General features: G+C 61.6%; 12 protein-coding genes. 5 read left to right on the plus strand and 7 right to left on the minus strand.

What is annotated here, in order from left to right; genetic code table 11:
- Positions 1 to 13: 13 nt before the first annotated feature.
- Together ELX51_RS10305 and ttcA are read right to left on the minus strand one after the other, a co-directional pair.
- Positions 14 to 832 (minus strand): inositol monophosphatase family protein, encoded by an 819-nt coding sequence (locus tag ELX51_RS10305; RefSeq protein WP_248305090.1) that lies wholly within the window; start codon positions 830 to 832, stop codon positions 14 to 16.
- Positions 833 to 834: 2 nt separating this feature from the next.
- Positions 835 to 1,701: a tRNA 2-thiocytidine(32) synthetase TtcA gene (gene ttcA / locus ELX51_RS10310; RefSeq protein ID WP_127755248.1), complete on the minus strand. Its 867-nt coding sequence runs from the start codon at positions 1,699 to 1,701 to the stop codon at positions 835 to 837.
- A 167-nt stretch (positions 1,702 to 1,868) separates the two neighbouring features.
- Here ttcA and ELX51_RS10315 point away from each other — a divergent pair, with 167 nt between their 5' ends.
- Complete coding sequence (locus ELX51_RS10315; protein ID WP_127753432.1) at positions 1,869 to 3,251, plus strand: SbmA/BacA-like family transporter; 1,383 nt, start codon at positions 1,869 to 1,871, stop codon at positions 3,249 to 3,251.
- A gap of 186 nt (positions 3,252 to 3,437) precedes the next feature.
- Here ELX51_RS10315 and rpsD read toward each other — a convergent pair whose 3' ends face one another.
- The 5 genes from rpsD to ELX51_RS10340 form a co-directional block, all read right to left on the minus strand.
- Entirely contained in the window at positions 3,438 to 4,055 is a 618-nt protein-coding gene (gene rpsD, locus ELX51_RS10320; protein ID WP_127753433.1) for a 30S ribosomal protein S4, read from the minus strand.
- A gap of 176 nt (positions 4,056 to 4,231) precedes the next feature.
- Positions 4,232 to 5,503 carry an MFS transporter gene (locus ELX51_RS10325; RefSeq protein WP_127753434.1) on the minus strand — a complete coding sequence of 424 codons (1,272 nt, stop codon included), beginning with the start codon at positions 5,501 to 5,503 and terminating at the stop codon, positions 4,232 to 4,234.
- A gap of 74 nt (positions 5,504 to 5,577) precedes the next feature.
- The gene (locus tag ELX51_RS10330) at positions 5,578 to 6,381 is read right to left on the minus strand and encodes an RNA methyltransferase (protein ID WP_127753435.1); all 804 of its coding nucleotides are present in this window, start codon (positions 6,379 to 6,381) and stop codon (positions 5,578 to 5,580) included.
- Between the two features lie 103 nt (positions 6,382 to 6,484).
- Positions 6,485 to 7,081, minus strand: coding sequence for a GNAT family protein (locus ELX51_RS10335; protein WP_164854834.1), 597 nt, complete (start codon positions 7,079 to 7,081; stop codon positions 6,485 to 6,487).
- Positions 7,082 to 7,177: 96 nt separating this feature from the next.
- Positions 7,178 to 7,753: a GNAT family protein gene (locus tag ELX51_RS10340; RefSeq protein ID WP_127753437.1), complete on the minus strand. Its 576-nt coding sequence runs from the start codon at positions 7,751 to 7,753 to the stop codon at positions 7,178 to 7,180.
- Between the two features lie 99 nt (positions 7,754 to 7,852).
- Here ELX51_RS10340 and ELX51_RS10345 point away from each other — a divergent pair, with 99 nt between their 5' ends.
- From ELX51_RS10345 to ELX51_RS10360, 4 genes are all read left to right on the plus strand, one after another.
- Positions 7,853 to 8,293, plus strand: coding sequence for a GFA family protein (locus ELX51_RS10345; protein WP_127753438.1), 441 nt, complete (start codon positions 7,853 to 7,855; stop codon positions 8,291 to 8,293).
- A 120-nt stretch (positions 8,294 to 8,413) separates the two neighbouring features.
- The gene (locus ELX51_RS10350) at positions 8,414 to 9,625 is read left to right on the plus strand and encodes an NADP-dependent isocitrate dehydrogenase (RefSeq protein ID WP_127753439.1); all 1,212 of its coding nucleotides are present in this window, start codon (positions 8,414 to 8,416) and stop codon (positions 9,623 to 9,625) included.
- Positions 9,626 to 9,704: 79 nt separating this feature from the next.
- Positions 9,705 to 10,340: an exopolysaccharide biosynthesis protein gene (locus tag ELX51_RS10355; RefSeq protein ID WP_127753440.1), complete on the plus strand. Its 636-nt coding sequence runs from the start codon at positions 9,705 to 9,707 to the stop codon at positions 10,338 to 10,340.
- A 56-nt stretch (positions 10,341 to 10,396) separates the two neighbouring features.
- The gene (locus ELX51_RS10360) at positions 10,397 to 12,148 is read left to right on the plus strand and encodes an alpha/beta-hydrolase family protein (RefSeq protein WP_248305091.1); all 1,752 of its coding nucleotides are present in this window, start codon (positions 10,397 to 10,399) and stop codon (positions 12,146 to 12,148) included.
- The last annotated feature ends 85 nt before the right edge of the window (positions 12,149 to 12,233 follow it).

Below are 12,233 nucleotides of genomic sequence, written 5' to 3' on the forward strand. Positions count from 1 at the left end.
CCGCTGCTGCGGCTCAGAACGTGAAAACGTTGCGCCGCAGCTGCTCCCAGCTTTCCTTGTCGATGGCGGCCAAGAGCCCGCCCTCGATATGGTGCGGACGGTAGGCCGAGCCATCCATCCGCGCCACATAGCCGCCGGCCTCCTGCGCCATCAGCGCACCCCCTAGGTGGTCCCAGGGCATCAGCTTGTTGTAGCTCACGAACTGCGAATGCCCCGACACAAAGGTGCGGTATTCATGCCCAGCCACGCGGTAATGCGAGACGAGCCGCACCTTGGCGAAGTTCTGCAAGATCTCGACCTTCTTGCCCGGCGGCACAAAGGCAATGGAAGCGGTGCCCACCATCTCGGGCAACGGCAAGGGTGGGGCAACATGCAGGCGTCTGCCGCTGCCGTCGGGCCGGCGCAGCCAGGTGCCGCCGCCCTGTTCCGCCAGCATCCAGTCATCCCCCATCGGGTCGTAGATGATCCCGGCAACCGTTTCGCCGCCCACGACCACCGCCACCATCACGGCAAACAGCGGCAAGCCAGCTGCGTAGTTGGCAGTCCCATCAATCGGGTCAACAACCACAGCCAGCTCCGCATCGGCGAGCGCCCTGAGCAGTTGCGGGTCGGCGGCCACCGATTCTTCGCCGACAAACAGCGCCGATGGCATTTTCCGGCTGATCTCGGCCTTGATGAACTGCTCGGCAGCCAGATCGGCCGCGGTCACCAGGTCGATGGCCTCGGTCTTGACCTGAATGTCGATATCCTCAAGCCGCCGGAACCGGGGGAGGATCTCAGCCTTGGCCGCCCCGCGCAGCACGCCGGCAAGCCACTCGATATCGATGTTCACGATTAGCTTCTCCGTTCGGCCAGACCGGCAAAGTCAAACAACCGCGGATCGAGCATATGACTGGGATTGATGTTGCCTAGCGCACGGATCATCACGTCCTTGCGCCCCGGCATGCGTTTTTCGATATCGGCAAGCATGGCCTTCATCGCATTGCGCTCCAGCCCATCCTGCGACCCGCAAAGGTCACAGGGAATGATGGGAAACTGCATCTGCTCGGCAAAGCGCGCTAAGTCGTCCTCGGCGCAATAAATCAGCGGCCGCAGCACTTCCACATTGCCGTCATCGTTCAACAGGCGCGGCGGCATGGCCGCGAGCTTGCCGCCATGGAAGAGATTCATGAAGAAGGTTTCGAGGCTATCGTCGCGGTGGTGCCCCAGCACCAGCGCCGAACAGCCCTCCTCGCGCGCAATGCGATAAAGATTGCCGCGTCGCAGCCGCGAACAAAGCGAACAATAGGTCGCGCCCGCCGGCAGCTTGTCGGTGACAATTGAATAGGTGTCTTTGTATTCGATCCGGTGCTCGATCCCGAGCCCACTGAGAAACTCAGGCAGGATGTGCTTGGGAAAATTGGGCTGTCCCTGGTCGAGATTGCACGCCAGCAGCTCCACCGGCAGCAGCCCGCGCCATTTCAGATCCAGCAGCAACGCCAGCAAGCCATAGCTGTCCTTGCCGCCCGACAGCGCCACCAGCCAACGCTCGCCCGGCCGCACCATCGCGAACTTCTCGAGCGCCTCGCGCGTATTGCGGATCAGCCGCTTGCGCAGCTTGTTGAATTCCACGCTGCGCGGGGCATCGGCATAGATGGGATGCGCGCCGCTTTCCGCCGCATCTGTCTCGGGCGTGGCAAGATCGTCCATCACCGCACTCATGGTGTAACTCTCGTTGAACAACGTGTCCTGCTGATAGCCCTATGGGACGCGGAGGGGAAGGAAAACCGGACTTCGCTATCCTTACCAAAGCTTAATTTCGCTTTCTTGCATTCGCCCAAACTCGGCGGCTAGATGCGGCGATATTCTCGGCACCAAGGAGTCGCGCGGTGTTTCGGTCCTTTTTCCCCGTTCCAAAAATCTTCTTCAGTTCAGCGGCCTTATGGCTGCTGGCATCAGTGCTGTTGTGGTTCTCCATCGGGGAACCATTGCGCGCCGTGATCAGCATTGACCGGTTCACCCATCCAGTGATGGCGGCCACCGTCTCCGATCAGCCCACCACCACCGACCAGCCGGTGCCTGATCCTGCCGCGGGAGCCGAGCAAACCAATCCTAATGCTCCCGCTTCCACCGAGAGCGAAGCTCCGGTCACTCCCAATCCAGCGGCAGCTGCCGCCGAAGGTGCCAGCCTCAATTTCCTGACGGCCGAGCGGGTATGGCTCTACCAATACGTTGTTATGGTGGCGCTGGTTTTCTGCGTCTTCTGGTACTTCTACAAGCGCAATGAGTGGTACTGGTGGTCGGTGGTTTCTTCCGCTGTCATCCTGCTGGTCATCTACTTCCAGGTGCAGGTGCAGGCCTTCGTCAATGAATGGTCGGGCTCGTTCTTCAACACCATCCAGCTGGCATTGACGCAGCCGGGATCAGTAACACCCGACCAGCTTTACGGACTGACCTGGACCATCATCCTCGTCACCATCCCCAATGTGCTCGTCGCCGTCGCGCTGGCCTTCTACACGTCCCATTACGTGTTCCGCTGGCGCAAGGCCATGAACTTCTACTACATGACTTACTGGCCCGAGATCCGGCACACCGAAGGGGCGGCACAGCGCGTTCAGGAAGATACAATGCGCTTCGCCTCGATCATGGAGGATCTGGGCACCGCGTTCTTCGATTCACTGATTACGCTAGTCGTCTTTCTGCCACTGCTCTGGAGCCTTTCTGCCAATATCAGCGAGCTGCCGATCTTTGGCGCCGCGCCAGGTGGCCTAGTCTGGGTGGCTCTGCTGGGTGCTGCAGCGGGCACGGCGCTGCTGGCGCTCGTCGGAATAAAGTTGCCGGGCCTCAACTTCGCCAACCAGCGTGTCGAAGCAGCCTACCGCAAAGAGCTGGTCTTCGGCGAAGACCATGCTGATCGTGCCCAACCCCCGACGATCCGTCACCTCTTCGCCGATGTGCAGAGGAACTACTTCCGCCTGTATTTTCACTACACCTACTTCAACCTTGCCAGGTACGGGTACACCAACATGGTCGGCTATGTGCCGCTCCTCGTCATGGCGCCTTCCATCCTTGCCGGCACACTCACGATGGGCCTCTACCAGCAGATCCAGATCGCCTTCGGACAGGTTTTCAGCTCCTTCCAGTTCTTCGCGCGCGCCTGGACGGTAATTGTGGAGCTACAATCGGTTGTCATGCGACTGCGCAAGTTCGAAAGCTACATCCCCCAGGATCAGGAACCGATAAAGGTTAGCCTCAGCGGCGCCTCCGCCTAGCAACCGCCTCGCCGGACGCAATGAAGGGCCGCTCATGGAGCGGCCCTTCTTCTTTGGTACGAGTTCCGATCACCACATCAAGACGCGCCGCTCTGCCCGGTGACCATCCCCCACGCCCCCGCAGCCCACAAACAAAAAAGGGCCGCTCCGAAGAGCGGCCCTTTCACATTCAAAACTCTGGTTCGCTTAGCGCGAGTAGAATTCCACCACCAGATTTGGCTCCATCTGCACCGGATAGGGCACATCCGACAGGGCCGGCACGCGAACATAGGTCGCGGTCATCTTGTTGTGGTCGACTTCCACATAGTCGGGCACATCACGCTCAGCCAACTGGATGGCTTCGAGCAGAACGGTGAGCTGCTTGGAGCGCTCGCGCACTTCGATCTTGTCGCCAACCTTGACCTGGTAGGATGGGATGTTGACGCGCTTGCCATTGACCATCACATGGCCATGGTTGACGAACTGGCGGGCAGCAAACGGGGTTGCCACGAACTTGGCACGATAGACGATCGCGTCCAGGCGCGACTCGAGCAGGCCAATGAGGTTCTCGCCGGTGTCGCCCTTGACGCGGGCAGCTTCGTTGTAGAGCTTCTTGAACGACTTCTCGGTGATCGAGGCATAGTAGCCCTTCAGCTTCTGCTTGGCGCGCAGCTGCAGACCATAATCGCTCAGCTTGCCCTTGCGGCGTTGGCCGTGCTGGCCGGGGCCATAGGCACGGGCATTAAGCGGGCTCGACGGACGACCCCAGATATTTTCGCCAAGACGGCGGTCAATCTTGTGCTTGGCAGAAATGCGCTTCGACATCGCGTATCCTTTCATGAAACGTCGAAATGGATCGCGCCCTCCTCTGCCTGCCGGTGAACCGACAGGCTGACAGACCTCTGATGAAAGAAGATCCCGGGTGCGCCTAGGGGCCCGAAGGCCGCAATAGGTGGCCGGTTGATAAAAGGGGCCAGCGGCAAAGTCAAGCCGGCCGGCCTCTAAGGGGTCGACAGCGGCTCGGCCACGCCATCCCTGACCATCTTGCGGTCAAGTGTATCCTGCTTGCGCAGCCCGGGAAACACCCGGCTCCAGATCGCCGCGACCGCCATGGCGCCCACGCCACCCACCACCACCGCGCAAACCGGCCCAATGAAATGGGCGACTGTTCCGGCTCGAAATTCGCCAAGCTCGTTGGACGCACCGATAAACACGGAATTGACCGCATTAACGCGTCCGCGCACCTCTTCAGGCGTCCAGAGCTGCATGATGGTCTCGCGGATGGTCACGCTCACCATATCCGAGGCGCCCACCAGCATCAGTGCTCCAATCGACAGCCACACATTGCTCGATAGCCCGAACACCGTCGTGAACAAACCAAACAGCGCCACGAACACGAACAGCATCTTGCCGGCATGATGCCGGATGGGGAATCGCGTCAGCGTCAACGCCATCAACAGCGCGCCAACGCCGGGCGACGCCCGCAAAATGCCGAACTCCACCGGCCCACCATGCAGTATCTCTTCAGTGAAGGCCGGCAGCAAGGCCACTGCCCCGCCCATCAGCACGGCGAACATGTCGAGCGAAATGGCGCCCAGTACCACCTTGTTGCTCAGGATATAACGGAACCCGCCAAAGATCGTCTCAAGGCTGGTCGCCTGCTGCGATTGGCGCTGCTGCGGCTTGGGGATCAGCAGCACACAACCGCTGGCTACCAGCAACAGCACGCCCGCGGTGCCAAACGCAACGACCGGACTCAGGGCATACAGCACACCACCAATCGAGGGTCCCATGATCGCCGCAAACTGCCAAGCCGAAGCATTGACCGTAATCGCATTGCTCAGGGCTTCAGGGGGCACCAGGTTTGGGGCCAGCGACTGGGCTGCCGGGCTCCAGAAGGCGCGGGCGGTGCCCAGCACTACTAGGATGGCAAAGATCGGCCAAACCTCATGCTCCTGCGCATTCACCAGCATGAGAAAACCGAGCGCGCAACCCAGCTCCACGGCCAGACACACTGCCATGATCATCCGGCGGTTGAACCGGTCCGCCGCTAGGCCCGTCACCAGCATCAACACCAGAGCCGGCATAAACAAGCAAAGGCCCACCAGCCCGAGCAGGAAATAATCGCCGGTGATCGCAAAGATCTGCCAGGCGATGGATACAGACATGATCTGGACAGCAAAGCTAACCAGCAGCGTGGTCAGCCAAAAGAAGCGGAAGCCGGTGTAACTGAAAGCGAGGCGGGATTTATCATGCGGTGCGGGCGTGCTCATCATTTGCCCATGGCATGCCGATAAACGCTCGTCAAAGCCTCAAACACACCCGAACTCAGACCGACCCCCGATTTCTAGCTTTTGTCACTTTCGCGCGGCTGTCGGTTTGGATTGGGACGCTGATGACGCCGGTCGATCGAGGAGATCACGCCGCGTAGCGTGCGAATTTCCTGGCTGGTGAACTTGCCACGCTCGAGCATGGTGCGCAGATTGTTGACCACTGTGGGCCGCTTGTCCGGTGCGGTAAAGAACCCCGATTGGTCGAGCGTCGCTTCCAGGTGCCCGAACAAGCCAACCAACTCTTCGCGCGGCGCAACCTGCGCCAGGTTATCATCGAATGGCAACGTGGTTCCGGCGGCGCTGTGGCGGCGCCATTCATAGGCCAGCAGCAACACGGCCTGCGCGATGTTAAGCGAAGCAAAGGCAGGCTCCACCGGCAAGGTCACGATGGCATCGGCCAAGGCCACCTCGTCATTGAGCAACCCCCAGCGCTCACGCCCGAACAGAAGGCCGGCACCACGACCACCACCGATATGGCTGGCCATCCGTTGCGCTGCCTCGTCGGGGCCGATCACCGCCTTCTGCAAGTCGCGCGAGCGGGCCGTCGTGGCATAAACCAGGGTGAGGTCGCTGATCGCCGCTTCAAGCGTATCGAACACCCGCACCCGTTCGAGCACATGATCGGCACGGGAAGCAGCGTTCACCGCCTTCTCATTAGGCCAGCCGTCGCGCGGCCGCACCAGCCGCAGGTCCCACAGCCCGAAATTAGCCATGGCCCGAGCGGCCGTGCCAATGTTCTCGCCCAGCTGCGGCTCGCACAGGATAATGGCCGGTGAGGGCGCCAGGGTGATGGGAATGGATGAATCGGTGCCGGCCATGATGCCCCTTCTCGCTATTAGCCGCACTTAGCCGAGCGCCACCACAAACGCAAACGGCGCCCCGCTGGAGCGCCGTCCTGAATTCGAGATATCCAAGTGCGGTTTAGGCAACGCGATGGCGGATCGGCAGTTCCTTGACCTTGCTGGAGCGGTTCCATTCCCGGTCGAGAATGGCGAAATGCAGTTCTTCGTCCCACTCGCCCTGGAACAGCGCATGCTCGCGGTAATGCGCTTCGAGGCGCAGGCCGAGCTTTTGCATCAGCTTGATGGAATTGTGGTTGCGCCCGTCACACCGGACAAATACCCGGTGGATGTGGAACCGCTCGAAAGCGAGATCGAACATGGCGCCCAGCGCTTCGGCGGCATAGCCCTGTCCCGAATAGCTGGGATTGATGCAGAAGCGAACTTCGCCCTGCCCCGATGTTGCGTCCTGCCAATTCAGCGAAACATGGCCGATGACCTTCTTGTCGCCCTTGCGCACCATGGCCAGGGTCAGCGTGTCGCCAGGCCGCTGCAGGCTCACATGTCCCCGCAGGACGTTAAGCGCATCGGCAACATCGGCCTCATCGCGCGTTCGGCTGAACACATAGCGCTGCATGGATGGAAGGGTATGATAGGCCGCGAGATCCGCAAGGTCGGCGCGCTCGAAGGTCCGCAGCATCAACCGATCTGTTTGCAAGGGCAAAGATGGTGACGACATGATGGCGAACCTCCCCAATAGATACTGACCGATCATGAACGGATCACGTCAGCGGGAAGTTCCAGCACTAGCGCAAGTTAGTTGAAGATGCTGGGACTAGGTCTGGGGCGTGTTCCGGCTCAGCCACTCGCCCTGCAAAATAGCGTAAATGAACTCTTCATCCCACACACCTTTGGTGACGGCGTGCTCGCGGAAATGCGCTTCCCGCCGCATGCCCAGGCGCTCCATGAGATGGAACGATGGCGCATTCTCGGCTGCGCAGCGGGCAATCACCCGATGCAGATTTGCCTGCCTGAACGCCAGGTCCAGCATCGCGCCCGCCGCTTCCGTGCCATAGCCCTGCCCGTGATAGTCCGGGTGCAGGATCCAGCCCACTTCCCCTTGTTGGCTGTCGACGCTCCGCCAGATCAGCGAAACTTCGCCGATCAGTTCGCCGGTGCCGGGCAGTTCCACCCCGAGAACGATTTTGTCGCCCTCGTCGATCAGCGTGGTTTGCGCGATCCGCTGCTGCACCGCCAGTGCGCATTCCTCCCGGCTGAGTGCCGAGTCGAACAGAAACCGCGCCACGTCATCGCGCTGCCGATAGGCAAACACGGCATCAACATCGCCGCGTGTAAACGGGCGCAAACGCAGCCGCTTGGTTTCCATCGGATAGGTCGGATAAAGCGCCATGCGTCCTCCTGGCGGAAGCCACTCATTGTTGCGGTTCGGGAGAATCAAGGCAAGGCCATTGCTCTTGTTCCTCGCCAACCTGCATGGCAGCCTGCCTCCATGAGCAAACAAGACCGAGTGTCGGTGAACGTGAACGCCAATTGCGCCTGCGGGGCGCTGACCATGGCCATCGCCGGTCCGGTCGGCTCCATGTTCATGTGCGCTTGCCTACATTGCCAGCAGGCGAGCGGCACGGGTCATTCGACCGTGGCCCTCGTGTCTGAGCAACACCTGATCGTCTCCGGGCAAGCCGGCAGTTTCTCGCGGCCAAGTGCGTCGGGCGCAACCTTCACCCGTCACTTCTGTCCCCATTGCGGCACGCCGCTTTATGGCCAGTCCTCCCGCGCTCCATCCGTGCGCTTGGTCGCGGCAGGCTTTTTCGTCGGCGACAACGCTTGGTTTGTGCCCAATCAACTGATCTTCGCCCGCACCCACCAGGGCTGGGACGCGGTTGCCGATCACCTTCCACAGCACAAGACCTACCGCCCTTCGCCCGCCTGAACCTGCCCGCCTTGGGCAAGAGGCCTTGCCGAGCCAGTCTTTGCGCTTTTCCCCTGCAATGCTATAGGGGCGCCAACACGGCTGTGGGCCGACAGGCAGGACACCAAGGGAGAACTCTTCATGAGCAAGATCAAAGTCGCCAATCCGGTCGTCGATCTCGACGGCGATGAGATGACGCGCATCATCTGGCAGGCGATCAAGGACAAGCTCATCCACCCCTATCTCGATCTGCCGATCGAATATTACGATCTCAGCGTCGAAAGCCGCGACGCCACCAACGACCAGATCACGATCGATGCCGCCAAGGCGATCCAGAAGTACGGCGTCGGCATCAAATGCGCCACCATCACCCCCGATGAGCAGCGCGTCGAGGAATTCAAGCTCAAGAAGATGTGGAAGTCGCCCAACGGCACCATCCGCAACATCCTGGGCGGCGTGATCTTCCGCGAGCCGATCATCTGCCAGAACGTGCCGCGCCTCGTCCCCGGCTGGACCCAGCCGATCATCGTGGGCCGCCACGCCTTTGGCGATCAGTACCGCGCCACCGACTTCACCTTCCCCGGCAAGGGCACGCTGACCATCAAGTTCACTGGCGAAGACGGCCAGGTGATCGAGCACGAAGTGTTCCAGTCGCCCGGCGCTGGCGTTGCCATGGCCATGTACAACCTGGACGATTCCATCCGCGACTTCGCTTATTCCAGCTTCAACTACGCGCTGGCCCGCGGCGTGCCGTGCTATCTCTCGACCAAGAACACCATCCTCAAGGCCTATGACGGCCGCTTCAAGGACATCTTCCAGGAAATCTACGAAGCCGAGTTCAAGGAAAAGTTCGAAGCCGCCAAGATCTGGTACGAGCACCGCCTGATCGACGACATGGTCGCCTCGGCACTCAAGTGGTCCGGCGGCTATGTCTGGGCGTGCAAGAACTATGACGGCGATGTGCAGTCCGACATCGTGGCCCAGGGCTTTGGCTCGCTCGGTCTGATGACCTCGGTTCTGGCCACCCCCGATGGCAAGATCGTCGAAGCCGAAGCTGCCCACGGGACCGTGACGCGTCACTACCGCCAGCATCAGCAGGGCAAGGAAACCTCAACCAACTCCACCGCCTCCATCTTTGCCTGGACGCGTGGCCTGGCTCATCGCGCCAAGCTCGATGACAACGAAGCCCTCGCCAAGTTCGCCGCGACCCTCGAAAAGGTCACCGTCGACACCATCGAAGAAGGCAAGATGACCAAGGACCTTTCCCTGCTCGTCGGCCCGGATCAGCCATGGCTGTCGACCATCGGCTTCCTCGATGCCATCGATCAGAACCTGCAGAAGGCCATGGCCTGAGCGACCTCGAGAGAGTAATGCGAGCGGCGCCCCTGGGCGCCGTTTTGCTTTTGCGCCTTTCGCGCCGGCCTGAATAGCAATGCCCCTTTCTCCGCACGCCAGCCCGGTTGAACTCCAGCTCGATGCCATGCGGCAGGCCCTGCACCTGTCTGCCAGCGGCCAAGCGCCGGAACTGACCTTTTCGGGCCTCATCCAGGTTCTTGGCGTCAACAGCCACACTCTCATCATCTTCGTTTTCAGCCTGCTCAACATGATCCCGGGTGCCCCAGGCTATGGCGGGTTGGTGGCACTGGCCATGTTTGGGTTTGCCATGGCCATGCTGCTGGGCCGCCCCGTGCGCCTGCCGCGTTTTGTGGGTGACCGGCGCGTCCCTGTTAAGCTCCTGCTCAAACTGCTGGCCGGTTTGCTGCGCTATTCGCGCGCATTGGCGCGCATCTCCTTTCCCCGCTTCCGAGCCCTGGTTGGAACAGGAACGGGTCGCCCCTTCGCCCTCATCGTCATGGTGCTGTGCCTGCCCATGGTGGTCCCTATCCCCTTTATGAACGCCATCCCCAATGTCGGGGTCGCGGTAATGTGCCTGTCCCGGTTGAACCGCGACGGTTTGGGCCTCATCATCGGCGTCCTCATCGGGGCAGTCGGCTTCCTGGTCGATGCGTGGGTGATCTGGACGGTGATTTCGCTCGGTTTTTCTGCCGGCGGTTTTCTGAGGGGGTAGTGCATTGGGCGCCTGGTTGTTGGCATTTCGGGCTCCAGCGCTCCCGTGGAATGGCCATGCGCGCACCTGCCGCTAGCGCCTGGCGCATGCAGCGTCTCCTGCCGCGCCTCCTCCTGGCGCTGGATCGCTTGCCCACGGGCGGCGTGCTAGTCGGAGTGTTGTTCTTTGCCCTTTCCCTCACGCCTTCGCTGCTGCCTCGTCACTTCGTGCTGCAGGGTATTCTGAGCGGCTGCGTCTTTGCTGCCGGCTACGGCATCGGCGTGTTTGGCGAGTGGCTGTGGACCTTCATGGAACTGAGCATCCCGGGTCGCGCCCGCGCGCGCCGGATCAAGCTGATCGCCCTTTTGGTCTGCACGCTCACGGCCATTGTTTTTCTGTGGCTATCCACCGGTTGGCAAAACTCCATCCGCGAGGTCATGGGCATGGCCCCCGTTCATTCCACCCAGCCCGTACGCGTTGCCGCGATTGCGGCTCTTCCCGCGGCCCTGCTGATCGGCATCGGCACCGCCATCGTGCGCTTCGTGCGGGCCGTGGCCAATTGGCTGGCCCGCATCCTGCCGCGCCGGGTGGCGCTGGTTGGCGGCATGCTCATCGTCGGCGTCGTGACCAGCCTCTTTGTCAACGGCATCGTGGTGCGCGGCGTTCTTTATGCTGCCGATCAGTTCTATGGCGAACTGGATGCCCTCGCGGGCCAATATGAAGAGCCCCCGGCCGATCCCCTGCGTTCGGGCAGCGCCGGCTCCCTCATTGACTGGGACACGATCGGGCTCGACGCCCGGGTTTACGTCCAGTCCGGTCCCACGGCCGCCGATATCCAAGCCCTGATCGGGCGCCCAGCCAAGAGCCCGCTTCGGGTTTATGTTGGGCTCCGTTCGGCCGAAACGGTGGACCAGCGGGCCCAGCTTGCCCTTGCAGAAATGGAGCGGATCGGCGCCTTTGATCGCTCGGTGCTGGTGCTGATCATGCCCGTGGGCACGGGCTGGGTTGATCCCCCCGCAATCGACACGCTCGAAATTTTGCATGCCGGGGACGTCGCGAGCGTGGCGCTGCAATATTCATATCTCACCAGTTGGCTCTCGCTCCTTGCCGAACCTGATGTTGGCACGGCTTCGGCCCAGGCGCTGTTCAACGCGGTTTACGATTACTGGACCGAGTTGCCCCCCGACACCCGGCCCAGGCTTTATCTGCATGGTCTGAGCCTGGGTGCCTATGCGTCACAAGCCTCCGCCACCCTTTACGACGTGCTGGCCGATCCGTTCCAGGGCGCGCTTTGGGCCGGCCCGCCCTTCGCCAGCCCCTCCTGGCGCAATGCCACCGCGAACCGCCAGGCCGGCACTCCGGAATGGCTGCCGCGCTTCAACGACAGTTCCATCATCCGCTTTACCAACCAGAGCAATGCCCTCGACATTCCCGGTGCCAGCTGGGGTCCCATGCGCCTGGTTTACCTGCAATATGCCAGCGACCCCATTGTCTTCTTCGAACCCCAGGTGCTGTATCGTCCGCCCGAATGGCTGACCAGCAATCGGCCGCCCGACGTCTCGCGCCAGCTCACCTGGTACCCAGTCGTCACCTTCCTGCAGCTCGCGCTCGACATGGCCCTGGCCCAAACCTCGCCCGTTGGGTTCGGCCATGTTTACGCGCCCCAGCATTATCTTGATGCCTGGCTCGCCATCACCGATCCCCCAAATTGGGACGCTCCAAATCTGCAGCGACTGCGCGACCGGCTCACGCGCTCCGGCGGGGCACAGGATATCGGCCCCGGCTGGTTCCGGGATAAAGCGCCTGTTGTAACATCCGCTGTGCCTTGAGCGACGTAGCCGCCTAAGGCAACTTTCCCGCACTCTCATGGCTTTCAGGGGATGCAATTGCCTGGCCCTGCCCCCATATAGGCCT

The organism is Devosia sp. 1566 (assembly GCF_004005995.1).
Lineage (GTDB): Bacteria > Pseudomonadota > Alphaproteobacteria > Rhizobiales > Devosiaceae > Devosia.